21 protein-coding genes are annotated in these 26,627 nt (G+C 47.3%); 16 read left to right on the top strand and 5 right to left on the bottom strand.

The features are described 5' to 3' along the window. The first annotated feature begins 13 nt into the window (after window positions 1-13). On the top strand, window positions 14-1,765 hold the full coding sequence (locus B5G04_RS17240; RefSeq protein ID WP_087398168.1) for an ABC transporter ATP-binding protein: 1,752 nt from the start codon (window positions 14-16) through the stop codon (window positions 1,763-1,765). 145 nt (window positions 1,766-1,910) lie between these two features. Here the strand turns inward: B5G04_RS17240 and B5G04_RS17235 are convergent, their stop codons facing one another. Continuing rightward, entirely contained in the window at window positions 1,911-2,738 is an 828-nt protein-coding gene (locus B5G04_RS17235; protein ID WP_087398167.1) for a hypothetical protein, read from the bottom strand. A 232-nt stretch (window positions 2,739-2,970) separates the two neighbouring features. Here B5G04_RS17235 and B5G04_RS17230 point away from each other — a divergent pair, with 232 nt between their 5' ends. Then, a complete protein-coding gene (locus B5G04_RS17230; protein WP_162612733.1) occupies window positions 2,971-4,269 on the top strand; it encodes an L-serine ammonia-lyase, iron-sulfur-dependent, subunit alpha in 1,299 nt (432 codons plus the stop codon). Window positions 4,270-4,378: 109 nt separating this feature from the next. After that, window positions 4,379-5,017, top strand: coding sequence for an ATP-binding protein (locus B5G04_RS17225; RefSeq protein WP_022039064.1), 639 nt, complete (start codon window positions 4,379-4,381; stop codon window positions 5,015-5,017). A gap of 150 nt (window positions 5,018-5,167) precedes the next feature. Here the strand turns inward: B5G04_RS17225 and B5G04_RS17220 are convergent, their stop codons facing one another. From B5G04_RS17220 to B5G04_RS17210, 3 genes are all read right to left on the bottom strand, one after another. Next, window positions 5,168-6,100: a transposase family protein gene (locus tag B5G04_RS17220; RefSeq protein WP_087395870.1), complete on the bottom strand. Its 933-nt coding sequence runs from the start codon at window positions 6,098-6,100 to the stop codon at window positions 5,168-5,170. 133 nt (window positions 6,101-6,233) lie between these two features. Next, the gene (locus tag B5G04_RS17215) at window positions 6,234-8,816 is read right to left on the bottom strand and encodes a putative LPS assembly protein LptD (RefSeq protein ID WP_225226311.1); all 2,583 of its coding nucleotides are present in this window, start codon (window positions 8,814-8,816) and stop codon (window positions 6,234-6,236) included. 259 nt (window positions 8,817-9,075) lie between these two features. Next, window positions 9,076-9,612 carry an HDIG domain-containing metalloprotein gene (locus B5G04_RS17210; RefSeq protein ID WP_022039656.1) on the bottom strand — a complete coding sequence of 179 codons (537 nt, stop codon included), beginning with the start codon at window positions 9,610-9,612 and terminating at the stop codon, window positions 9,076-9,078. Between the two features lie 56 nt (window positions 9,613-9,668). Here B5G04_RS17210 and B5G04_RS17205 point away from each other — a divergent pair, with 56 nt between their 5' ends. The 7 genes from B5G04_RS17205 to rny all read left to right on the top strand — a co-directional run bounded on the left by B5G04_RS17205 (window position 9,669) and on the right by rny (window position 17,347). Further along, window positions 9,669-10,844 carry a DUF1343 domain-containing protein gene (locus tag B5G04_RS17205; protein WP_087398189.1) on the top strand — a complete coding sequence of 392 codons (1,176 nt, stop codon included), beginning with the start codon at window positions 9,669-9,671 and terminating at the stop codon, window positions 10,842-10,844. 131 nt (window positions 10,845-10,975) lie between these two features. Further along, complete coding sequence (locus B5G04_RS17200; RefSeq protein WP_022039658.1) at window positions 10,976-11,857, top strand: EamA family transporter; 882 nt, start codon at window positions 10,976-10,978, stop codon at window positions 11,855-11,857. 56 nt (window positions 11,858-11,913) lie between these two features. Then, window positions 11,914-13,533, top strand: a complete 1,620-nt coding sequence (locus B5G04_RS17195) for an AAA family ATPase (RefSeq protein WP_087251073.1) — start codon at window positions 11,914-11,916, stop codon at window positions 13,531-13,533. Continuing rightward, window positions 13,469-14,848 (top strand): VWA domain-containing protein, encoded by a 1,380-nt coding sequence (locus B5G04_RS17190; protein ID WP_087210054.1) that lies wholly within the window; start codon window positions 13,469-13,471, stop codon window positions 14,846-14,848. The genes B5G04_RS17195 and B5G04_RS17190 overlap by 65 nt, the downstream gene beginning before the upstream one ends. A 230-nt stretch (window positions 14,849-15,078) precedes the next feature. Continuing rightward, window positions 15,079-15,372: a hypothetical protein gene (locus B5G04_RS17185; protein WP_022039661.1), complete on the top strand. Its 294-nt coding sequence runs from the start codon at window positions 15,079-15,081 to the stop codon at window positions 15,370-15,372. Window positions 15,373-15,391: 19 nt separating this feature from the next. After that, window positions 15,392-15,694, top strand: a complete 303-nt coding sequence (locus B5G04_RS17180) for a cell division protein ZapA (protein WP_022039662.1) — start codon at window positions 15,392-15,394, stop codon at window positions 15,692-15,694. Window positions 15,695-15,808: 114 nt separating this feature from the next. After that, a complete protein-coding gene (gene rny / locus B5G04_RS17175) occupies window positions 15,809-17,347 on the top strand; it encodes a ribonuclease Y (RefSeq protein WP_022039663.1) in 1,539 nt (512 codons plus the stop codon). A gap of 154 nt (window positions 17,348-17,501) precedes the next feature. On the opposite strand, the gene B5G04_RS17170 is transcribed toward rny, so the two are convergent. Further along, window positions 17,502-18,338, bottom strand: coding sequence for a patatin family protein (locus tag B5G04_RS17170; RefSeq protein ID WP_087398166.1), 837 nt, complete (start codon window positions 18,336-18,338; stop codon window positions 17,502-17,504). Window positions 18,339-18,516: 178 nt separating this feature from the next. On the opposite strand from B5G04_RS17170, the gene B5G04_RS17165 reads away from it, so the two are divergent. The 6 genes from B5G04_RS17165 to B5G04_RS17140 all read left to right on the top strand — a co-directional run. Beyond that, window positions 18,517-19,905, top strand: coding sequence for an aminopeptidase P family protein (locus B5G04_RS17165; RefSeq protein WP_022039665.1), 1,389 nt, complete (start codon window positions 18,517-18,519; stop codon window positions 19,903-19,905). Window positions 19,906-20,012: 107 nt separating this feature from the next. Then, a complete protein-coding gene (locus B5G04_RS17160; protein ID WP_022039666.1) occupies window positions 20,013-21,209 on the top strand; it encodes a C1 family peptidase in 1,197 nt (398 codons plus the stop codon). A 178-nt stretch (window positions 21,210-21,387) separates the two neighbouring features. Beyond that, entirely contained in the window at window positions 21,388-23,112 is a 1,725-nt protein-coding gene (recJ, locus tag B5G04_RS17155) for a single-stranded-DNA-specific exonuclease RecJ (protein ID WP_022039667.1), read from the top strand. Next, window positions 23,109-25,013, top strand: coding sequence for an ATP-dependent DNA helicase RecQ (locus B5G04_RS17150; protein ID WP_087398165.1), 1,905 nt, complete (start codon window positions 23,109-23,111; stop codon window positions 25,011-25,013). The genes recJ and B5G04_RS17150 overlap by 4 nt, the downstream gene beginning before the upstream one ends. Window positions 25,014-25,177: 164 nt before the next feature. Then, window positions 25,178-26,218, top strand: a complete 1,041-nt coding sequence (locus B5G04_RS17145) for a choloylglycine hydrolase family protein (protein ID WP_239414141.1) — start codon at window positions 25,178-25,180, stop codon at window positions 26,216-26,218. 230 nt (window positions 26,219-26,448) lie between these two features. Beyond that, window positions 26,449-26,627: transposase (locus tag B5G04_RS17140; RefSeq protein WP_143270485.1), on the top strand; the 179-nt coding region annotated here is incomplete at its 3' end.

Below are 26,627 nucleotides of genomic sequence, written 5' to 3'. Positions count from 1 at the left end.
AGGAGAACAAGATATGAACGCAATCAAAAACATTACCATCGGACATACCGAACGGCTTTACAAGCCAGTCGGATACACCATGCTTGCCAACTTGGTCAATATCGTGCCGTTCTGCCTCTCTATTGAAGCGGTACGCATCATCTTCAGTGCCTTTGACGGGAGCGGACAGCCGCTTGACACCACCCGCCTTTGGTGGATATTCGGCATCATGGCTGCCTATATGTTGGTCATGGCAGTGGCGGAACGGGCATCCTATCGTGCCAATTTCCGAGGAGCCTACGAAATGAGCGCATCGGGACGCTTATCGCTGGCTGAACATCTACGGAAACTTTCGCTGGGATTCCTGTCCAGACGCGACCCCGGCGATTTGTCTTCCATGCTTATTACGGACTTCATGATGGCGGAAACCGGTATCTCGCACCACTTGCCCCAACTGATGGGTGCCGTGGTCATGCCCGTACTGGCTTTTGCTTCGCTGGTCTGGATAGACTGGAGGATGGCAGTCAGCATGTTTGCCGCGCTTCCGCTTGCCATGCTTGTATTGTGGGCAAGCACAGGTGTACAAAGGAAACTGAGCGGCAAGCAGATTCAAGCCAAAATAGATGCCGGAAATCGGCTGGAAGAATACCTGCAAGGCATCCGGGTGATGAAAGCCTACAACCTGCTGGGCGACCGTTTCGTCCGGTTGCGTGATGCCTTTGCCCAGCTTCGCCGTGCCTGCATCCGCCAGGAAGCTTTGTTAGGTCCGTTCGTTTTGCTAAGTATCACAGTGGTTCGTGCCGGACTGACGATGATGGTTCTGTGCGGAACTTATCTTCTGCTAGGGGGCAAGCTTTCCATACTCGTATTCGTACTGTTCCTCGTAGTCGGTTCCCGTGTGTTCGATCCGCTGACTTCCGCCCTTACCAATTTCACCGAGTTCCGTTATTTCTCCATTGCCGGAGGACGCATCCTTAGCCTGATGAACGAACCGGAAATGAAAGGGGAACGGCAATCTCCGGTGGCTGGCGACATCCGGTTCGAGCACGTATCGTTCGCTTATCAAGATAAAGAAGTGTTGCACGATGTAACCGTTACTCTTCCCAATAATTCACTGACAGCTCTTGTCGGTCCTTCGGGAAGCGGGAAAAGTACGGTAATGAAGCTTTGTGCCCGTTTCTACGACCCACAGAAAGGGCGTATCTTCTTCAACGATGTTCCGATGGATGAAACAGATCCCGAAAGCCTGATGAGCCACATATCCATGGTATTTCAGGATGTTTATCTGTTCCAGGACACCCTGCGCAACAACATCCGTTTCGGCAAAACCGATGCGACGGAGGAGGAAATCATCGCCGCAGCCAAGAAAGCCTGTTGCCACGACTTCATCATGCGCTTGCCTCAAGGCTATGACACGATGGTAGGCGAAGGAGGCTGCACCCTGTCGGGCGGTGAGAAGCAGCGCATATCCATAGCCCGTGCCATTCTGAAAGACGCGCCAATCATTCTACTGGACGAAGCGACCGCTTCGCTCGACCCCGAAAACGAAGTGGAAGTGCAGAAAGCCATCGACACGCTCATCAAAGGACGTACCGTGATAGCCATTGCCCACCGACTTAAAACCATTCAGAACGCCGACCGGATCATTGTTCTGGACAACGGGCAGATACAGGAAGAAGGTACGCACAATGAACTTATCCGAAAGAAAGGGCTGTATGCACACTTATGGAACATTCAGGAAAATATATCGGGCTGGAAACTCGCCGGTCGGGCAGATAACCCTTAATTATATGCGCAAATCCATAACCATGCATTGAATAAAAGGCTGTTGTTATTATCTTCTTCTCTCAACGCAGATAGCTTCGTTTAGTGTAAGATTATTAATCTTACAGAGGATGAACTTATATGATTTGCAATGCCGGAGAACGTATTCAGTCTAATACGTTCTCCGGCATTGCCACTGTGCTCAATATGCCCGTTATCACGTAGTCCGTATCCGGCACGGTCAGCAGCAACGTGTAGCGCGCCGGAGGAAGGCTTTTGGCCTGGGCATCGGCGATGAGCGCTTCCCAATCCACGCCTAAATATGTTTCAATGATTGTCAGGCTTGCCGAGGAGGTGGCGTCCGCCCCTTGCATTTCGATTCGGAAGTCGTGTCCGGAAACGCTTTCCGCAAAACTCCCATCGGCACTGGAAGGATAAGACAAGCGCAGGTAAGGGGCTGTACCTTCTTCTGTCTGCTTCACAAGAAATTCATACGTGCCCGTTGCCGCAGGCGTGCTATCCGGCTGGTCCTCCGAGTAGAAATAGCAGTCGCGGGCTTCGTTGTTTACCAGATAGAGCGTCATGTCTTGTTGCAGTGCAGGGTGGTTGCTCGCGATGATTTCGTATGCGATATAGCAATCCGTCACCTTCACTTCCACCGTCTCTTTGTCGCCCGTCACGTTGTCGGTCAGGGTAAGTGCGGTGGTTCCTTTCCGCTTCCCCATGAGATGTACGGTTCCTTTCACTTCATCGGCACCAAGAATTTCCTCATAGGTGGCTTGCAGCACGGTTTCATCTGCTATGGCCAGGCTGACATCGCCGCTGCCGTTCGTGATGTAGATTTGGGTATCGCCCCGCGCCAGTCTTGTTTCATAATAGGTCTTTCCCAAGTCGAATGGGGTGACGGATCCGCTTCCGTTGTTGTCATCATCGCTGCATCCCACCAGACTGCATACGGACAGGAGCAACGCTCCCAATAAGCATCTTGTTTTCATATCCTTGTCAATTAGAAATGGTTTTAGTTGCGAAGATAGTGAAAAGCAGTGAAAATGCAATGGATTGTATAAATTCACCGTCCTTTTGTCACGCCGGATTGCAAATCCGCATGGCATGCGTTGTTTTTCACGCGAAAAGATTTTCCCCTCCAGCCTGCACATTCTCTGCAAAAAAAATGTACTTTTGCAACACGAATCAAAAACAAGACAAACAGACAAACAAATGGAGAGCATCATCAGCAAATCTGAAAGAGAGCAAATCATCGCTCTGATGAAAAGAGAAGTGGTTCCTGCCATCGGCTGTACCGAGCCTATTGCAGTAGCACTCTGCACAGCAAAAGCTACTGAGGCTTTGGGCTGTACACCCGAACATATCAACGTCTATCTGAGTGCAAACATCCTGAAAAACGCGATGGGCGTAGGCATACCGGGTACGGGAATGATAGGTCTTCCCATCGCCATTGCATTGGGCGCACTCATCGGCAAGTCGGAATACGGACTGGAAGTCTTAAAAGACTGCACACCCGAAGCTGTAGAAAAAGGAAAGGAAATGATAGCACGTCCCCAGTGCATCAACATCGCTTTAAAAGACGACATCGAGGAAAAACTATACATTGAAGTGACCTGTACAAACGGGAACAATGTAGCGACCGCCATCATCAGCGGCGGACATACCAACTTTGTCTACTTATGCCGTAATGGAGAAGTGCAGCTCGACAAACATACCGGCACCACCTCGGCCGAAGACGAAGAAACGGTCGACCTCACTTTACGCAAGGTGTTTGATTTCGCCACCACTGCCCCCATCGATGAAATCCGCTTCATCCTCGAAGCCAAAAATCTGAACAAGGCTGCCGCCGAACAATCACTCAAAGGCTGTTATGGACACGGATTGGGACGTATGTTGTGCACTAACAAGAATGAAGAAAAGATTATGGGAAACAATACCTTCACCCACATCCTCTCGTACACCTCTGCCGCATGCGACGCCCGTATGGCAGGTGCAATGATACCTGTAATGAGTAATTCAGGAAGCGGAAACCAAGGCATATCTGCCACCCTTCCCGTAGTCATCTTTGCCGAAGACACCCATGCCACCGAAGAACAGCTCATTCGTGCGCTGACGCTAAGCCACCTCACCGCTATTTACATCAAACAGAGCCTGGGCAAGCTTTCGGCACTCTGCGGATGTGTAGTGGCAGCTACCGGAAGCAGCTGCGGCATCACCTACCTGATGGGAGGCAGTTACGCACAGGTGATGTACGCCGTGCAGAATATGATTGCCACCCTCACCGGAATGATATGCGACGGGGCAAAGCCCAGCTGTGCCCTGAAAGTAACCAGCGGCGTATCTACTGCCGTGATGTCTGCCATTATGGCTATGGACCAGAAGTGCGTCACTGCCGTAGAGGGCATTATCGAAGAGAACGTGAACCGGAGCATCCGCAACCTTACCCTCATCGGCTCGAAAGGCATGAACGAGACCGACAAGATGGTGCTCGACATCATGACCCACAAACATTGTGATTAATCAGGTACTAGGAACTAGTTGACTAGGTACTAGGTTTTCAGATACCAAACATGCTCAAAGGTATTTAAAACCTAGTCAACTAGTACCTGGTCAACTAGTCAACTAAAAAATGACACATCCGGCAGACTACATACAGCGGCTTATCAGCGAAGGCGAACACGTACATCAGGACTTCAAGTTCGAAATCTCCGATGCCCGGAAGATAGCCAAAAGTATCTCCGCCTTTGCCAATACCGAAGGAGGACGACTGCTGGTAGGAGTAAAAGACAACGGAAAGATAGCCGGCGTGCGCTCCGAAGAAGAAATCTACATGATAGAAGCTGCAGCCCAACGTTATTGCCAGCCGCCCGTCGACCTGCATACCTATATATATAAGGTAGAAGGAAAAGATGTGCTGGAAGTGGTAATCGATGAAAGCCCGCGAAAACCCGTCTACGCCCTCGATGCCGAAGAACGGCGGTGGGCATACGTCCGCATCAAGGACGAAAACATTCTGGCAAGCCCTATCCACCTGAACATCTGGCAGCACAACCGGCACGAGGAAAAGGTCATCATCGCCTACACCCAACGCGAACAACAAGTACTGAACCTGCTGGCACAACATCCTTGCCTCACCCTCAACCAATGCCAACGCCTCACCCGGATGAACCGCAAGCTAATCACCAACCTCCTTGCCGACTTTATCCGCTTCGGACTGGTAGAGCAGGTATTCCATGAACACACGTTCTATTTCCGGTTGAAAGAGTAATGCCGTTATACTTCTCGCGGCATTAATTGGTGCATTTTGTCGCTTGTCACCTTAAATCCACATGACTGCCTTGCTTGTAAGATTATTAATCTTCATGCCGAAAGATTATTAATCTTCACGCTGTAAGATTAATAATAGAGTTTATGTAAATTAGTTATGATAGTTCCAAGGGTTGATTTTAATTCTGAGATTATGCAGTGCCATACATGTGGAAAAGATGTTTTCTACAAAGTTGTTTGCCCTGAGCCTGCACTCGTCTTTGACGATGCGCATGACTTTCGCGCTTCCTATGACATGTTCTATACGCACCCTGATGGCGGAAACTTTCTTGTTGTATTCCTTGTCCTGCCTGGAAAGCTCTTTCCCTTTGGGCTTCTTGACCGGTTGTATGATTTCCACCCCCTCAGGCTCATAGCCTTGGTATCCCGTATCTTGATACAAGGTGCAAGGCACAGGAAAAGAATACATTGTGTCAGCCATCTTCTTGTCGTGGGTCTTGCCCGAAACGGTCTGACTGACAAATATGACCAGACAAGCCATCGTTACAATGACGGCGTTCTTGACCGTGTGCCGTTTTTTCTTGCCGCTGTAACGCTCCTTTTGCATGTCCCGGTCTGCCGGACGGGGAATCTCCCGTTCCGTCCCGTCATGAAGAAGTACCGGCTTGTCTCCCTCTTTGGAAAGTTCCGCCAGCCGTTCGGCAAGCTCCTTGTCGGTTTCTGCGGGGACAAGACCTTTCGCTTTAAGGGACAGACGAAGGATTTTAGTCAGGCAATGGATGAATATGTTGCAGTGCTTCTGGTTCATTCCGAAACAGGCCGCATGATATTCCTGCAACGGGTTGTTTTTCAAATAAACCAAAATGAAGAACAGGCGGTCGGATATGCTGGGAAGGGGGCTGTTCTTGTAGATGGAAGGACTGCGGCGTTTTCCGCTACGGCGTTCCCCGGTCATTTCATACTCGGACAAATAGTCCTCATGCGCAGCCTCGAAATAAGGGAGAAGCGCACAAAACTGTTCATGGCTAACTCCCGTCAAGGCACGGAAACTTTTGCTGTTGTCTTTATGGTCGTGGTAATTCATGTTGCAAAGGTACGCGTATGCGCGATATATAACAAATCTAAATTACATAAACTCTAATCTTACAAACAATGCTGCTTATGGCGGAGAAACCAAAGCTTGCTTGTCATGGCGGATATTCACTACTATTAATTATTTAGTACCACGTCACCTGGCTACCCGTATTGCTTCGCTGGTCCCACTTCAAGGCATCGGTCAACATACTGGAGTTGGCACGGATAGAGAAGTTATACGATGTGAACGGACCGAACACCAGGCCACAACTCATATTGAAGCAGTGCAGGTCGCGGGTGATATTTACCGTAGTCATAGACATTTCTTTCGAGGTAAAGTCGTAACCACTCGAATACGTGATATTCCAACGGCTTCCTATCTTCACATTTCCCGAAATGTTCAACGAATGGGTCAAGGCATACGGATAACGCATTTTCTTGATATTGATTTTACCACTGGTATTCTCGCGGATGCTATAACTGTAACTCAGGCTCAGGCTCCACGGCATATTGAATGCCAGATAACCGTCAGGGTCAAGTTTGGCATCTTCCGTCTTCCGGTTGGCTGTATTGTTTGTCTGGTCTGTACTTTCGCTATCCTCTTCGTCGCTATCCTCCTCTTCATCTTTTTTGTCCTTGTCTTTCTTGTCCTCGTCATCTCCTTTACCGAACAGTTTCTTGAATGTGTCATTGTTCAGAGTATATGAGAACGAGCCACTGTATCCCTGAAAACGTCCGAAACGTCCGTACGACCATTCCGTGCGGTCGCTGGTCACTACATTTCCGTTTTCGTCAAATTTATAAGCATACGTGGCAAAGGTAGCATTCATATTAAAGGTATAACTCTTGGTCAGCTTCAGACGGGCACTCATCGTCAGGTTGCTCCAGCGCTTTTGGGCTATATCATACGACAGATTTGCCGTCAGGTCATCAATCAGACTGATTTTCTTGTACCCCGTCGTATCCTTATCCGATGCCATCTTCATTTCCAGATTGTTTTTCAATGAGAATGCAACGGTTTGTGAAACCCCTTGTCCCGGTACACCATACGGCATACCTTCGAAAGGAGAATATTCTGTAGTCCGCACTTCACCGTTTTCGTCTGTATAGGTATAAGTTTCATAATAACCGAATTTTGATCTTCCAAAATCAGGCGTATACGTATAGCTCACAGTTGGCGTCACCACGTGACGGATGGTAATGTCCTTGCTCTTCCAAAACAACGGTTTGTACATACCATACAGTTTGGTGTTCATCGACAATGACATATTATAATCATACACACGATTAAAACCGTTGATGGTGTCACGCACCTCTTCACGCCGCTGTTCATCATAGCTGCGCATGATTTTCTTGGTATACCAACGCTCTGTATAGTCGAACGAAGGAGTAATGTTTATATAATTAAATAAGGTAAAGTTCGCCTCAATCGGGATATTGTGGCGCATACCGGTCTCCCATTGCGAGAACGGAGTTTTAAACAGCAGGTTATCCTTGGTATCCACACTATTGGTCAAGGCACCCGTATATTGGAACGAAATTTTTTCGTACCAACGCTCGTTGCCCGCCGCCTTCTTGCGCTTGAAGGGGTAAATACGGCTCAACGAAATGTTTACATCAGGCAGTGTCATATTCAGCGAAGAGTCGCGAGTGTTCTGCGTAATGTTGAACGTACTCGAAATATTCAATCCGATTTCAGGGAAATTGCGTGAGTAACTGATACTGGACGCTTTCGTATTATTGCTATACGAAGAAGGGTCGTACAACGTACTCAAGCTGGAACGGTCGTAACTGCTGGTCGCAAAGTTCACACTTGCCGAGAACGAACTGTTCGGGTTTGCCTTAGAGTCCTGCCGGTGGCTCCACTGAATACGGAAGTCTTTCGACACGGCATAGTCGGGCATATTCTTCTCGCCTGTCTTTGTCACCAGATAGCTGGCATTAAAGTAACCGCTGTACTTATACCGTTTGTTATAATTCGATGCCACCGAAAGCCCCCACGAACCTTTGGTATAAATTTCACCCAACAATTTCAGGTCCATCTTGTCGCTGATGGCAAAATAATATCCTCCGTCACGCAGGTAGAAACCACGGTTCATTTCGTCACCATACGTCGGCATGATGAATCCCGAAGAATAGCTGCTGCTGAAAGGAAAGAAACCGAACGGAATGGCAAGCGGCAACGGTACATCTTCTACCACCAACTGTGCCGGACCGAATACCACGTCTTTCTTAGGGCGCACCTTCGCCATCGAAAGCTTCAGGTAGAAGTGCGGATGCTCATGATTGTCGCACGTCGTATACTTGCCTTCCGTCATATAGATTTCATCATCCGCCCCTTTTTTGGCATTCACGCTGGTCACATAGCCTTCGCCTTGTTGGGTGATGATATCGTTGATAAAACCTTTCTTGGTCTTGAAATTATAACGCATCGTTTTCGATTCGTAAGGTGTCTCTCCATCCTTGAATATCGGAGTGCCCGAACTTACACCAGCCGTATCCACCACTCCTTCGGCAAATACCGTACTGCTATCCATATTCATCGAAATCTTTGCCGAAGTCAGTTCGATGTTCTGATAATTCACCTTACCGTTACCATACAAATGGGCATACCCTCCCTTTGTAAAGACTATAGAATCACTTGCTTCGTAAATTACCGGAGCGTCCAGCGGTTCTTTTTTCGAACTGTCGGCTGCCAGCGAATCGGCCATAAGGCTGTCTCTCATCAACGAATCAAGCTGTAACGAATCCGCTTGCAAAGAATCTGTACGAAGCTCTGTATTGTTTTTTCGTGCGCGCTTTCCCTTGGCACGCTGAGCCTCAGCGTACAATGAGAAAAAGCAGCTCACGAAAAACAGAAGCAAAAACGAGTATGTGGTTTTCTTAAATGACGTCATTCACTCTTTTTTTACACAATGCGCTGCAAAAGTAAGCATTATCCTGTAAATAAACACAGAAGCCTTTGTTTTTAATGTATTTTTAAGACTATAAAAAAAGCTCGCACCAATGGTCGAAACGCACGGCACCTTCTTCTCCGTGTTTAGCAACACTCTTGCGTGCCTTATCAAGGCTCTTTTCCTTGTCTAGTTTGGTCTTCGAAAAAAACTTGTCTGCAAAACAGATTATCTGTTCTTCCATACTCACCGGCAACATGTCACGATGTGGCAAAGGTAAACCACGGTCGAGGATATTCTGCAGAGAAAGACCGGCACCGGTATGCCGTTCGCATACCAGAGCATGACGCGGAAAACCTTCCTTACGCACCAAATCTGCTCCCAAATATCCGTGGCAGATATACGGATAAGTACCAAAACACTGAATGTCAGGAGCATCGGTCTGGAATATGCCAATATCGTGCAGCACCGCCGCCTCACCAATAAAAGCCAAGTCTAGATTCAGTTCAGGATGTTTCTGTGCCAAAGCCAGCGCCTTGTCGGCAACCGAACGGCTATGTACCAGCAGGATATGCTTCAATTCATTATCTTCCGGATAAAATTTATCAATCAATGCGAATGGATTCATATACTTATTTTATTATATTTGTAACACGCGAAATTACAAAAAAATATTCATCCGTTATGAAATATCGATTATTATTCCTGTTTTTCATCTGTTGGAGCGTGTCAACTGCCCTCACCTCACTCTATGCCCAAGTACGTACTGGAGCCGAACAGACCGGACTGTACCTGCACTTGCTCAGAGGGAAACATGTATCACTGGTAGTCAACCAGACTTCTCTTATCGGAAAGACGCACTTGCTCGATTCCCTGTTATCGCAAAACATACAAGTAACATCCATCTTCGCTCCCGAACACGGAATACGGGGAGAAGCAGATGCCGGAGCCATCGTCAAAGATGGAAAAGACGCACGCAGCGGCATTCCGGTTCTCTCTCTTTATGGCAAGGACAAGAAACCCCGAAACGACCAATTAAAAGATACCGATATCATCGTATTCGATATTCAGGATGTAGGTGCACGCTTCTTTACCTACATCAGTACTTTATACTATGTGATGCAAGCTTGCGCCGAAAACGGGAAAGAACTGATTGTATTGGACCGGCCGAATCCGTGCGACTATGTAGACGGACCTGTATTGCAACCGAAGTTCAAGAGCTTCGTAGGGATGCTTCCCATTCCGGTATTACACGGATGTACGGTAGGAGAAATCGCCCAAATGATCAACGGCGAAGGGTGGTTGGGGAATGGCTTGCATTGCAGACTGAGAATAATCCCTGTCGCAGGCTGGCATCACGGACAGCCCTATTCGCTTCCCGTCAAGCCCTCGCCTAACCTGCCCAACGATCAAGCCGTCGCACTTTATGCCTCCCTTTGTCCTTTCGAAGGTACATCGGTAAGTATAGGACGCGGTACCCCTTTCCCATTTCAAGTAATCGGGAATCCCACGCTCAAGACCTGCACATTCCGTTTTATGCCTCGCCCGTTAAAAGGTTCGGATATGAACCCGTTGCATAAAAACACCTATTGTTACGGTTCAGACCTGCGGCACACAGAAGCACCTGAAGGCTTTTCTTTAAAATACATCCTTGAAATTTACCGGCTTTACCGGAATAATCCAAAAGGCTTCTTCACCCGTCCCCATTGGTTTGACCTGCTGATGGGCACCGACAGTGTGCGGATGGACATACTGAAAGGAAAATCTGAAGCTGAAATCCGTACAGCATGGCAACCCGCCCTCCAGCAATATAAAACCATGCGGAAAAAATATCTTCTCTATCATGATTATACTAATTGAATCCGCAAACATCCCATACGATACGCCCCTACAGCCAATTGGGTAAAGTGCGGATATGCATAAATCTTTATTGCCCATATTGCCTGTTCGCCGGAGAAATGACTACCTTTGCACCGGAAAACAGTTAAACGATGAAAGAAGCTTTACTTAAACTCCACCTGTCGGTGCTGATAGCAGGTGGTACGGGAGTGTTCGGGCGTGTGATTACGCTGAACGAAGGACTGCTGGTGTGGTACCGGCTGCTGCTTGCCACACTGATGTTTTATGCCGTGTTGTTTGTTTTAGACAAATTACGCAAGGTGCAACGGCGGGATGCGGTACGGATTGCTGCGACGGGTGTGCTGCTTGCCTTGCACTGGCTGTTCTTCTACGGCAGCATCAAGGCATCGAATGTGTCTATCGGAGTGGTCTGCCTCTCGCTGATGAGCTTCTTTACCGCCCTGTTCGACCCGCTTATCAACCGACACCGGGTATCGGCAAGCGAGGTGCTGTTCAGCCTGATAGGTGTGGCGGGCATCGTGCTGATATTCCATTTCGATACCCGTTACCGTGTGGGCATCCTGATGGGCATCCTCTCGTCGGCACTGGCTTCGCTCTTCACCATCTGCAACAAGCGGGTAGCGTCTGATTATCCGTCGGGCACTGTGCTGCTCTATGAAATGGGAGGAGGTTTCGCAGGGCTGAGCCTGCTGCTGCCCTTCTACCTGCATTTCTTTCCGGTTACGTCGCTCGTGCCTTCTGCCGCCGACTGGGGGAGCCTGCTGGCATTGGCTTCGCTCTGTACGGTATGCCTGTACATCCTGCAGATACAGGTTCTGAAGCGGATTTCGGCGTTCACGTTCAACCTGACCTACAACCTGGAGCCTATCTACAGCATCATCCTTGCCATGATTATCTTCGGCGAAGCGAAAGACCTGAACGCAAGTTTTTATGCCGGGCTGGGGATGATATTCCTGTCGGTGGTGATGCAGACCCTGCGGATAATAACAAAAGTAAAAAAACAAAAGTGTTAAAGCCAACAGGCAAAATGCCGGTTTTACAGAAGCACCGGCTTAACTCCTTTACAAATATGGAAAATCTGACACAACGCATCCGGCTATTGCTGGAAGCATTAAACGAACGAGTATTCGGCAAAGAGCATATCATAAGCCTGTCACTACTATCGGCAGTGGCAGGCGAAAGCATCTTCCTGCTCGGTCCTCCGGGAGTAGCAAAAAGTATGGTGGCGCGACGATTGAAGCTAGCATTCCGCAATGCGGGTTCATTTGATTACCTGATGTCGCGCTTCAGTACCCCCGATGAAATCTTCGGTCCGGTTTCCATCTCGAAATTGAAAGACCGCGACACGTACGAACGGATGACAGAAGGCTATTTGCCTACTGCTACCATTGCTTTTCTGGACGAAATCTGGAAGGCAGGACCAGCTATACAGAATGCCCTGCTGACCATTCTGAACGAGAAAATATATCGCAACGGCAACCATACTTTCCGGGTACCGCTGAAAGGGCTGGTGGCTGCCTCTAACGAATTGCCTGCCTCAGGACAGGGACTGGACGCCTTGTGGGACCGCTTCCTGGTGCGGATGCTGGTGACAGGCATAACCGACCAGTCTGACTTCGACCGTATGATAGCTTCGCCAGACGAAAGCGAACCTTGTGTTAATACCGCCTTGCAAATAGAAGAACAAGAATATGAGACATGGCAAGGCAAAATCGGCTCAATCAGCATCCACTATTCCATTTTCGAAGTGATACATACGCTGAAAGAAAAAATAGAAGACCACAACCACAAACTACAGAATGCCGAATCAACGGAGCAACCTCTGTATGTGTCCGACCGCAGGTGGAAAAAACTGGTGAAGCTGCTACGTACATCGGCTTTCCTGAACGGTTCGGACACCATACGCCTGACCGACTGCCTGTTGTTACGCCATTGCCTGTGGAACGAGGTATCACAGCTGGAGGAAATAAATGAGATGGTAACAGACGCCATTCGGATGAGCGCCGAAGGGTATCTGTTGAACCTGCAGGGCTTGCACAGGGAGATGGAAGCTCTGAAAGACGAGCTGTCATCGGCAGCAGCCGTGCACGAAAACCGAGATCCGGGACTGCTGTTGGTCGACTCGTATTATCACCAGATAGACAAAGTGCGGCTGGCAGGAAGATTGCTGATGTTTGCATCCGACTATCAGTCGCTCGACACCATCGGGAAACTGTTCTACCTGCACAAAGACAAGTATAAGAGCCAGTGTTTTATCTTAAAGCGCTACGACCTGTCGATGCGGAACAAGGTGCCGCAGCATAAAATCTATTCGCTGCGCAAGGGCAACCGCTCGGTCTTTATCAATGATTACGAATATCCTTTGGTGTGTGTGCCCGGTTGTGAACCGCTGCCCCCACAAGCCGCAGGGACGGACAAGGAAAAGCTGGAGGAACGCTTCTGCCAGCTGAACGACTTATTGCTACGGGTGGAAGGAGGATGCAAAGACTTTTATACACAAGAATGGGCATATGCAGACCGGCACCTGTTCCTGAACGAGCAGGAACGAGACATCATACGGGGATTGCTGGAACATCAGCAGACATCGGTAGCAGATTATCGGAACGAACTAAACGAACTGGAACATGCATATCGGGAAGAGAACACGGAATATCCGTCTGAAAGCATTGAAGGCAATCTATTTGGCTGAGCTTCGTCAGCGTTGCTCCAAACATCTGCAGGAAGCGTTACATAAACGTATCGTGTTCCCTGCCGAACTGGAGGACGCCATATGGCAGTATTACCGCAAGACATCTCCATCGCTCCAGGAGTTTTACTCCCGCTATACGCCCGAATGGGAGATGTTCTACGATGCTGAGTCTTTGTCGCCCGGCGATTTCCTACTTTTTCTGAAGCGGATGCTCCCGGCTTTCCGTAAGCGCTATGCACTTACCGAACTGGATGTGCCGTATTACATCGGAAAACTGGAACAACCGGCCAGCACAGATGCCGGGCGGAAAAACTTACAGGAGTTTTTTCTAAACAAGTGGCACCGCCTGCTTACCGCCAAGGAATACGATTACCAGTATCATCACATCGCCTCTTTATGCAACAGTTTTGCACTGCTGAAGGCAAGTACAGGCATGAAGACCGAGACCAACCTGATAAGTTCGCGCATCCGCTGGCTATTGTACAACCATCCGGAACTGTACCGGAAGGTGATGCATTACGAGAAAACAATGGAACAGAACCGGCACATACACGAACTGGTACGGGTACTGGGCAAAAGAAGCCAGGGAGAAAAGAAACGCTTCGACCCCTTATCGGGAGCACAAAAAGAGCAGTTGGTGCGTCATGCCACACAAAGCGACATCGAAGGCATTACGCTGGGCAACGACCTGAATCACCTGTTACCCATAGAGTATTGCTATTTTGCCGAAGAAACACTACGTCCCGTCTTTATGCAACGCTACACGGAAAAACGCTTGCAGATGTTCGACAGCCGTTCGCAAGAAGACCGTTCGGCGGCACAGCCGGGCAAGAGGGAAGTAAGCGGACAAGGTCCCTTTGTCATTTGCCTGGATACATCCGGATCGATGGAAGGCAAGCGGGAGCAACTTGCCAAATCGGCCGTACTCGCCATTGCCCGCCTTACCGAAAGCACACACCGCAAGTGTTACATCATCAATTTTTCGGAAGAAACCGAACATCTGCTGGTAAAAGACCTGTATACCGACTTACCTGTGCTGGTAGAATTTCTGAACCATAGTTTCGGGGGAGGCACCAGCATGGAACAGGCCGTAGACGAAGCGGTGCGAATGATAAACAGCAACGGATGGCACCGTTCGGATGTAGTGATGATTTCCGATTTCGAAATGCCCCCCATATCTGAAACACTGATGAAACAGATTTTGGGACTGAAACGTAAGGAAACGGCTTTCTATGCCCTGGTGTTCGGAACACGTCCCGAAATGGATTACCTGAACCTGTGCGACCGCTGCTGGAACATGGACATTCCGGGGTAACACGAACTGTCCTGCGCTTCGCTCACAGGAGTTAAAAGACAATAGTTCTGTTAGGATTTCCATTAGTAAAAGTATTGGTTTCTAACTCCCTGAAATAACTCCTTATGGGTGAAATGCGGGCATTCATATAATGTTATAAAAACGCAAAATCCACTTTTTCTGAAAATATAAGCGCAAAAATTTTTGAGTTTCTGAGCAATCCATTATATTTGTGTAGAATTTGGCAAAAAATGACGGAAGAAGACAAAAGGCTACTGAATACGTTTGAAGGAAGATTAAGAAACCTGCTGTTCCTGTTCGAAGAACAGAAAAAGGAAATAGCTTCACTCCGGCACCTTTTGGAAGAAAAGGAAGCTGCTATCGCACGTATGGAAAGTGACCGGAAAGAACTGGAGTCAAGATATGCCAATTTGAAAATGGCCCGTATAATCAGTATCAACGATACGGAACTCAATGATACGAAGAAAAGGTTGACGAGGCTGGTGCGTGAAGTCGAAAAATGTATCGCTTTGCTGAATGAATAAGCCCAAAGGTAAACGAGTCATGAAAGACGACAAATTAAAAATACATCTGCGGATCGACAACGAACTATATCCCTTGGTCATTGACCGCGACAAGGAAGAACTATATAGGAAGGCGGCTAAGCAGATTGACTATAAACTAAACAAATATCGCAGTATGTATCCGGAGTTCAGCCTGGCCAAACACTGGGCTATGACTGCACTGGAACTCTCTTTTGAGAATGTATCCTTGAAAGACCGGAATGATACACAGCCGTATGCAGAAAAACTGAAACAGCTGGCTGATGATATAGATGAATGCATTCATCCTAAACCTGACGATTAGGAGACAGGAAAGTTTAGTATAGAACAAGGAAGATTTTACGCACAACTGGAATGCCGGAACAAACCGACAGGAAAGTATGTGCGTTTTTTATTTATATTTTTAAACTAAATAGTAATGTTTACAACAGTAGTAATATTCACGGTTGTTGCTTTCCTGGTAGGAGGAGCAATTTCGTACGCTTTTTTCAAGTTCGGCCTGAAATCGCGATACGATAAAATTATAAAGGAGGCCGAAACAGAAGCAGAAGTAATCAAGAAAAACAAGTTGCTGGAGGTCAAAGAAAAATTTCTGAACAAGAAAGCCGAGCTGGAAAAAGAAGTAACAGCACGCAACCAGAAAATCCAACAGGCTGAAAACAAACTGAAGCAGCGCGAAATGGTATTAAGCCAAAAGCACGAGGAACTGCAACGCAAACGGAACGAAACCGAAGCCATCCGCGAAAACCTTGATGCGCAGCTGGTGGTTATCGACAAGAAGAAAGAAGAACTGGATGCCCTCCAGGCACAAGAACGTAAAAAACTGGAAGCCTTGTCGGGACTGTCTGCTGAAGAGGCTAAAGAACGGCTCGTCGAATCGCTGAAAGAAGAAGCCAAAACGGAAGCACAATCGTATATCAACGACATCATGGATGATGCCAAAATGTCGGCAAACCGCGAGGCAAAACGCATTGTCATACAAACCATCCAGCGCGTAGCAACCGAAACCGCCATTGAAAACTCTGTAACCGTATTCCATATCGAATCGGACGAGATAAAAGGACGGATTATCGGACGGGAAGGAAGAAATATTCGTGCCTTGGAAGCCGCTACGGGAGTGGAAATTGTAGTTGACGATACGCCCGAAGCCATTGTCCTTTCGGCGTTCGACCCCGTACGCCGAGAAATAGCCCGTTTGGCATTACACCAACTGGTAACCGACGGACGTATCCATCCGGCACGCATCGAAGAAGTGGTGGCTAAAGTGAAAAAACAGGTAGAAGATGAAATTATCGAAACCGGTAAGCGGACAACCATCGACCTGGGTATCCACGGTTTGCATCCCGAACTGATCCGTATCATCGGTAAGATGAAATACCGCTCTTCGTATGGACAGAATCTGTTGCAACATGCACGTGAAACAGCCAACCTGTGTGCCATCATGGCATCCGAACTGGGACTGAACCCCAAAAAAGCCAAACGTGCCGGCCTGTTGCACGATATCGGCAAAGTGCCCGATGAAGAACCCGAACTGCCCCATGCACTGCTGGGTATGAAACTGGCTGAAAAATATAAGGAAAAACCAGACATCTGCAACGCCATCGGCGCCCACCACGATGAAGTGGAAATGACCAGCCTTCTGGCTCCTATCGTACAGGTATGCGATGCCATCTCTGGAGCACGTCCGGGAGCACGACGCGAAATTGTAGAAGCTTATATCAAACGTCTCAACGACTTGGAACAACTTGCCATGTCTTATCCGGGCGTAACCAAGACGTATGCCATCCAGGCAGGCCGAGAGCTTCGTGTCATCGTAGGTGCCGACAAGATAGACGACAAGCAGACCGAAAGCCTGTCTACCGAAATCGCCAAAAAGATACAAGACGAAATGACATATCCGGGACAAGTCAAGATTACGGTTATCCGCGAAACACGCGCCGTAAGCTTCGCGAAATAGTCATTACTGCTCTCAAAACCCCAGTAATTAGAAAGAGTTAGAAGAATTTAAAGGAGTTAGAGGGAGTTAAATGCCAATAGCACAGAAGTATTGGCTTTTAACTCCCTCTAACTCCTTTAAACAACTTCTTGTAGGCAAATGCGGAATCACCCCATTAACCCACCACTTTTTCGGCACAACGCAAACCTTCTTCATAAAGCGCGGTCAGTTTCTGAATGTCTTTATCTATCCGGTTTACTTTCACGGGCGCTTCGGGACGGATGGCTATGATACGCCCTTCATCTTCCAGCCTCTCTATCATTTCCAACTGCTCATTGTATGCCTGACACCGCCGGCTCAACGCTACACGCAAACGAGGATAGCGCGTATAGATGATACGCGGTATGCGGATATCTTTTTCCGTCTTCCGATAGCCCCGGTTCCGGGTAAGCACAACCACATTCTTGGCATATCCTTGCGAAACAGCACGCATCACCGGAATAGAATCGACAATACCTCCATCGAGCATGGGACTCCCGTCTACCCACGTTATCGGACACACATAAGGCAAGCTGCTCGATGCTTTGGCAATTGCCAGCAGGCGCCCGCGGTCGTGTTTCTCTTCCAGATAACAGGGCCTGCCGGTGACACAATTAGTGGTCACCATCTCAAAACGTGCAGGGTTACGGAAATATGCTTCGTAATCGAAAGGCAATATCGTAGCAGGAAACTTTTCATACAGCAGATGCTGGTCAAGAATGCTGTGCTGGTGCCACAGATACTTCAACCCGATGTAACGGTATTTAGCCAGCATCTCGATGTTGCTGTAACGTGCCCTGCCCGGCTGGTGCGATAAATAAGACAGACCGTTGCATGCACCAGCCGAAACGCCGACAACATAAGGAAACTCTATGCCTTTCTGCATAAAATAGTCGAGCACACCGCAGGTGAACACCCCACGCATGCCTCCTCCTTCCAATACTAAACCCATTTTTGAATAATCCATAGCCATAACCTTTCTTTTATTTGAATCCGCAAACATCCCCTACAGCCAATTGAGCAAAATGCGGATATTCATTTCTTTTATTTGCTACAAAGATACATTTTTCAGAATATAGAGAGAACTTTTCAATTTAATTTTCTACTTTTGCAATACTTACTACAAAGGTATTACCAAAAACCATAACAATATGTTCGAATCTACCGTATATAGCAAACGCCGTCAGGCGTTAAGGGACAAGGTCGGCAATGGCCTGATCCTGATATTGGGAAACAATGAGGCACCAGCCAATTATCCCGACAATACCTATAAATTCCGTCAGGACAGTTCGTTTCTTTATTTTTTCGGACATGCCCATCCGGGATATGCAGGAATACTTGATGCAGATTCCGGCGAAGATTACTTTTTCGGCGATGACGTCACGATGGACGATATCATCTGGATGGGTCTCCAACCCAGCGTAAAAGAACTGGCTGCACGAGTAGGAATAGACAAAAGTTTCCCCTTCGGTAAGCTGAAAGAGGTGATAGGCAAAGCCATCGCCCAACGTCGGAAAATTCATTTCCTGCCTCCTTACCGCTACGACAACATGCTCTTGCTGGAAGACCTGACCGGCATCCGTGCCTCACTGGTCAGACAGCACAGCTCGCTTGAACTCATCAAGGCGGTAGTAGCCTTACGTTCGGTAAAAGAACCCTGCGAAATAGAAGAAATCGACAAAGCCTGCAACATCGGTTATGAAATGCATACCGCAGCAATGAAACTTTGCAAACCGGGTGTATCCGAACAATACATCGCCGGTGTACTGGACGGCATTGCCGCATCTTACGGCAATATGGTATCTTTCGCCACAATCTTGAGCCAGAACGGACAGACCTTGCACAACCATGACCATAGCCAGATACTTCAGGCGGGCAGACTGATGCTGACCGATGCAGGAGCCGAAAGTACGACCAACTATTGCTCGGACCATACACGTACCATCCCGGTAGGAGGCAAGTTCACCAGCCGCCAGCGTGACGTGTACAGCATCGTGCTGGCTTGTCACGACCGTGCCCTGGAACTGGCACGTCCGGGTATCACCTACAAATCGGTCCATCTGGAAGTGTGCCGTGTACTGGCACAAGGGCTGAAAGACCTGGGACTAATGAAAGGCAACGTAGAGGATGCCGTAGCAGCAGGAGCACATGCCCTGTTCATGCCCCACGGACTGGGACACATGATGGGTATCGATGTACACGACATGGAAGACCTGGGACAATGTTACGTTGGTTATGACGATGAAGTACGTCCTTCCGAACAGTTCGGCCTGGCATCCTTGCGTATGGGACGACGCTTACAGGAAGGCTTCGTCATCACCGACGAACCGGGTTGCTATTTTATCCCCGACCTGATAGATAAATGGCGTGCCGACAAAATGCATACCGACTTCCTCGACTTCAATGCCATTGATAAGTATAAGGATTTCGGGGGCATCCGACTGGAAGACGATATCCTGATTATCCCCGGCGGTTCGCGCTTCACCGGTGAAAAACATATCCCCATCACCATCGAGGAAGTGGAAGAAATCATGAAGTAATTAATAATTAAATAATGAACAATTAATAATTAATGGTGAATAGCGGAAATCGAAAGCATCCGCCGTTATTAAGTATTAATTATTAACTATTAACTCTATAAATAACAATGAATAAACTTATCGCAATTTTAGCAATGGGCATCTGCTTTAGCAATGTATATGCCAAAGGTCCTAAGAAAGACAAGACAGAAGAAGAAGGATTTGTATTTACTACGGTAAAAGAAAACCCGATTACTTCCATCAAAGATCAAAACCAGTCGAGCACGTGCTGGTCGTTCTCTACCCTCGGTTTCTTCGAATCGGAACTGCTCCGGTTGGGAAAAGGAGAGTTCGACTTGTCGGAAATGTTCGTTGTACATCATACGATGGAAGACCGTGCCGTAAACTACGTGCGTTATCACGGCGATGCTTCCTTCTCGCCGGGCGGAAGTTTTGAAGATATCGTATACTGTTACGAAAACTATGGAATGGTGCCCCAAGAAGCCATGCCGGGCATCATGTACGGCGATTCACTCCCGAACCACAACGAACTGGATGCCGTAGCTTCAGGGTATGTAGATGCCATAGCCAAAGGCAAATTGAAAAAATTAAGTCCAGTCTGGAAAAACGGAGTATGTGCCATTTACGATACTTACCTGGGCAAATGTCCGGAACAATTCACCTATAAAGGCAAGACCTACACACCGCGAACCTTCGCCGATGAAGTATTGGGATTGAATATGGATGACTATGTTTCGCTGACCTCGTACACACACCATCCGTTCTACAAACAGTTCAGCATCGAAGTGCAAGACAACTGGCGCAACGCTTTGTCGTATAACCTTCCCATTGACGAACTGATGGCAGTAATGGAAAACGCCATCAACAATGGATACACATTCGCCTGGGGAGCTGATGTAAGCGAACAAGGCTTCACACGCAATGGAGTTGCCGTATGCCCCGATGTGGAAAAAGGCGCCGAACTGACAGGCTCGGATATGGCACATTGGCTGGGTTTGAGCCCTGCAGACAAACGCAAAGAGCTTACTGCCAAACCGCTTCCGGAAATCACCGTAACCCAAGAGATGCGCCAGGAAGCTTTCGACAATTGGGAAACGACCGACGACCACGGCATGGTCATCTACGGCATCGCCAAAGACCAGAACGGAAAAGAATACTTTATGGTAAAAAATTCATGGGGCACGGAAGGCAAGTACAAAGGCATCTGGTATGCATCGAAAACTTTCGTCGCTTATAAAACTATGAATATACTGGTACATAAAAAAGCAATCCCGGCAGATATAGCCAAAAAACTGGGGCTGTAAATCAATAATATAGAATATTTATAAATAATTAAACGGCTGGTTCCTGAAAATAATTCGGGAATTAGCCGTTTTTTTCTTGCTTTTTTCTTACTTTTACAAGTTGAAAGAGCAGGGCATATTTTCAGTATTCATACCCCGCTCCTTTGAATGCAGAAAAAGAAAGAAAAAAAATATATAAATGAACTACAAATGGAACTATCAACCTCCTACACTCGAAGAACGGGAAGCAGCTAAGGCTCTGGCGAAAGAAATTGGCATCAGCCCAATTCTTTGCCGGCTGCTCTTACAAAGAGGTATTACCTCGGCTGGTGAAGCCAAACGCTTTTTCCGCCCGCAACTGAACGAGCTGCACGACCCGTTTCTCATGAAAGACATGAGTCTAGCCGTGGAGCGCCTGAATAAAGCCATGGGACGGAAAGAGCGCATCATGGTGTATGGAGACTATGACGTGGACGGCACAACCGCCGTTGCACTGGTATACAAATTCCTCCAGCAGTTCTATTCGAACATCGACTATTACATCCCCGACCGTTATAACGAAGGGTATGGAGTATCGAAAAAAGGAGTGGATTATGCGTACGAAACCGGCGTAAAGCTGATTATTGTGTTGGATTGTGGCATCAAAGCGGTAGAGGAAATCGCCTATGCCAAGGAAAAAGGTATCGATTTTATCATCTGCGACCATCATGTACCCGACGATACATTGCCGGTCGCGGTTGCCATCTTGAACCCGAAACGGTTTGACTCGACTTATCCTTACGATCACTTGTCGGGTTGTGGAGTGGGCTTCAAGTTTATGCAAGCCTTTGCACTGAACAACGGGATAGAGTTTCATCAACTGACTCCTCTGTTAGACTTGGTAGCAGTAAGCATCGCATCTGATATTGTACCCATCATGGGAGAAAACCGGGTACTGGCTTATCATGGCTTACGCCAACTGAATACCAACCCCAGCGTAGGACTGAAAGCCATCATCGATGTATGTGGCTTGTCTGACAGGGAACTCAACATGAGTGACATTATCTTTAAGATAGGTCCCCGCATCAATGCGTCCGGCCGTATACAGAATGGAAAGGAAGCTGTAGACCTGCTCACGGAAAAAGATTTCCCCGCAGCATTGGAAAAAGCAAATCAGATCAACCGGTATAATGAAACACGGAAAGACCTGGATAAGAATATGACGGAAGAGGCAAACAAGATTGTCGACCATTTGGACAATTTGTCCGAACGGCGATCTATTGTCATTTACAACGAAGCCTGGCACAAAGGAGTAATCGGTATCGTTGCATCACGTCTGACGGAAATCTATTACCGACCTGCTGTTGTATTGACACGAACCGATAATCTTGCCACCGGCTCTGCACGTTCGGTATCGGGATTTGATGTATATAAAGCCATCGAATATTGCCGGGATTTGCTGGAAAACTTCGGCGGACATACATATGCCGCAGGGCTTTCGATGAAAATAGAAAACGTACCGGAGTTTACCCGGCGTTTCGAAGAGTATGTAACCGACCATATCCTGCCTGAACAGACCAGTGCCACCATTGATATCGATGCCCAACTGGATTTCAGGGATATCACCCCGAAATTCTTCTTCGACTTGAAGAAGTTCAATCCTTTCGGACCTGAAAACCCGAAACCGGTATTTTCTACGCTGAACGTTTACGATTATGGCACGAGTAAAGTAGTAGGACGTGACCAGGAGCATATCAAATTGGAATTGGTAGACAACAAGTCAAACAATGTGATGAACGGAATCGCATTCGGACAAAGTTCACAGGCTCGTTATATCAAGACCAAACAATCGTTTAATATCTGCTATACCATTGAAGAAAACACTCATAAACGAGGAGACATTCAGTTACAAATAGAGGATATTAAACCGAGCAAACAGACATGACCGATTATAAAAGCATATTGAAACACTACTGGGGATATGACAATTTCCGAGGCATACAGGAAGACATTATCTCCAGTATAGGTAGTGGACGTGACACGTTGGGGCTGATGCCTACGGGCGGTGGAAAGTCCATTACCTTTCAAGTGCCTGCCCTGGCGAATCCCGGACTATGCCTGGTCATCACTCCGCTGATTGCCCTGATGAAAGACCAAGTACAAAACCTGCGAAAACACGGTATCAAGGCACAGGCAGTCTACTCGGGTATGACGCGTGAGGAGATTGTCATTGCACTGGAAAACTGCATCTTCGGTGACTATAAGTTTCTATACATTTCACCCGAACGGCTCGGCACCGAAATCTTCCAGAACAAGTTGCGCAGTATGAAAGTAAGCATGATAACAGTAGACGAATCACACTGCATTTCGCAATGGGGATATGATTTCCGTCCTGCCTACCTGAAAATAGCCGATGTGCGCAAACTCTTGCCCGATGTACCCGTACTGGCACTGACAGCTACAGCTACCCCCGAAGTGGTAAAGGACATCCAAGTACGGCTTGCCTTCCGCGAAGAAAACGTATTCCGGATGAGTTTCGAGCGCAAAAACCTTGCCTATATTGTCCGCCGCACAGAAGACAAAAGCGGTGAATTGCTACATATCCTTAACCAAGTGCAAGGTTCTGCAATCGTCTATACACGAAACCGGAAACGCACCAAAGAAATATCACTATTCCTAAACCAGCACGATATCAGTGCCACTTTCTACCATGCCGGACTAGACAACAAAACCAAAGACTTGCGACAAAAAGGCTGGCAGGCAGGTACGTATCGTGTAATGGTGGCTACCAATGCCTTCGGGATGGGCATTGATAAACCGGACGTGCGGCTGGTTATTCATATCGATTTTCCAGATTCACCGGAAGCCTATTTTCAAGAAGCCGGACGTGCGGGACGTGATGGACAAAAAGCATACGCGGTCTTACTGTATGCACAAAGTGACAAGACTATTTTGAAAAAACGGATAAGTGATGCCTTTCCAGAAAAAGACTATATCCGCCAAGTATATGAACACATCAACTACTATTTCCAGATGGCCATGGGTGATGGCAGAGGATGTACTTTCGCTTTCAACATCGATGAGTTCTGTCAGCGCTTCAAGCATTTTCCAGTTCGCGTAGACAGTGCCCTGAAAATACTGACCCGCGCAGGATACCTGGAATATACCGATGAACAAGACAATGCCTCCCGTCTTATTTTCACCCTGCGCCGCGATGAATTATACCGTATGGAAGAGCATAACCAGGATACAGAAAAACTGCTCCGCATTATCCTGCGCTCGTACACCGGCCTGTTCAGCGATTATGCATACATCAATGAAGAAACTTTAGCCCAAAGAAGCGGACTTTCACGCCAACAGGTATATGATACGCTCATCCTTTTGACCAAACGACATATCCTACACTATATACCGGGCAAAAAGACTCCTTATATTATATATACACGCGAGAGGCAAGACACGAACCGTATTGTATTAAACAAAGAAGTATACGAAGACCGGAAAAGAAGTTATGAAAAACGCATACAGGCAATGTTGGAATATGCCGAGAGCAACGACCAGTGCCGAAGCCGGATGCTGCTGCATTATTTCGGTGAAAATAATGAACATAATTGCGGACAATGTGACGTATGCCTTGAGAAACATACATCCGGATTAAAAAAAGGTGAATACGAAGACATTGCCTCCGATATAAAAAACTTGCTGAACAGACATCCCCACACCCCACAGGAAGTGATTCATGCCTTGTCTGTACCCGAAGAAAAAATTCTGAACGTACTGACGTACCTGCTTTCGGAAGAACGCATCAAGCAAGAGAACGGAAAACTCTATCTGATGAAAACTTGAACCATTTAACCACATAGATTGTTAATAAGTTTATAAGTCGGGAAACCCTTTAAGAACGCTCAAACTCAAAAACCCAAAAACTTAAAAACTTAAAAACTCAAAAACTTAAAAACTCAAAAACCATGAAAACACCATCCATCATTTCAATCTTAGCCTTCGCCGGCATGCTCAACGTATCGCTCCCGGCAAATGCCTGTACAGGAATCACCCTAACCAGCCAAGACAGTACCACCATCGTAGCCCGTACCATCGAATGGGGAGGCAGCGACCTGAACAGCCAGTATATCATTGTACCACGAGGCTATACAATGCATTCGCTTACTCCCGATGGAAACAAAGGCATGACATTTACTGCACGTTATGGTTATGTAGGGCTTGCAGTAGAACAAAAAGACTTCATTGCCGAAGGTATCAATGAAGCCGGCTTATCTGCCGGACTATTTTATTTTCCCAATTATGGAGAATACGAAACTTACAACCCTGCCCAAAAAGATACCAGCATAGCCGACCTGCAACTGGTTGCTTGGATATTGGGCGAATGTGCTACACTGGAAGAAGTGACAGAAAAAGTAAACGAAGCACACATCATCAGTATCGACCCGCGTGCTTCTACCGTTCATTGGCGGTTTACCGATGTCAGCGGACGACAAATTGTACTGGAAATCGTTCAAGGAAAAGCCCGGTTTTACGAAAACGACCTAGGCGTACTGACCAATTCACCCGGATTCGAATGGCACCTGACCAATCTTAATAACTACGTGAACCTCTATCCCGGTTCAGCTCCTTCCCAATCATTGGGCGATACGCGACTGGCTTCTTTCGGGGCAGGAAGCGGATTCCTCGGTATCCCAGGTGATGTGACTCCTCCTTCACGTTTCGTAAGAGCTGCATTCTATCAAGCCACAGCACCCAAACAGGAAAACGCACTAAAAACGGTTCTTCAGTCATTCCAGATATTGAACAATTTCGACATTCCCGTAGGCATTGAATTTACCGGAGGAAAAATCCCCGCCGACATTCCCAGTGCTACCCAATGGACTTCGGCTACAGACATGAAACACCGTATTATTTATTACCGTACGATGTACAACAGCGAGATACGTAGTATCCGACTCAAAGATATTGATTTTTCAAAAGTCGCCTATCAAGCCGTCCCACTGGATGAAGTAAAACAACAACCTGTTCGAATCCTACAAATCAAATGAAACCTTGTGGGATGCAAGAGGATTAAAAATACTCATATCAGGCATACATACAATGTAATTATCTGATACTGAATATGGGATTATCTTCTCCGCTAGAGAAGATAATCCTCTTCAATCTAAGAAACTGTTTTGAATTGATTCAAGAATAATGTTATAAGCATCTTCAGATCTCAAATCAGCTGGTCAATTGGAAAAATGTTATATCTTTAAAGGTACCAAACAATAAAGTTATGACACAGTATCCAACCGACCTGACTGAAAAACAGTGGCAAGTTATAAAAAATATTTTAGAGCCGCAAGCGAGGAACCGAAAACATCCGCTTAAAGAGATAATGAATGCCATCCTTTATATCAACAAGACCGGCTGCCAGTGGCGTATGCTTCCTTCTGACTTCGCCCCTTGGCAAAC

Origin of the sequence: Bacteroides sp. An51A (assembly GCF_002161565.1) — a bacterium.
Lineage (GTDB): Bacteria > Bacteroidota > Bacteroidia > Bacteroidales > Bacteroidaceae > Phocaeicola > Phocaeicola intestinalis.
The sequence above is the reverse complement of the archived record's forward strand: the minus strand, read 5'-3'. Positions and strand labels throughout refer to the sequence as shown.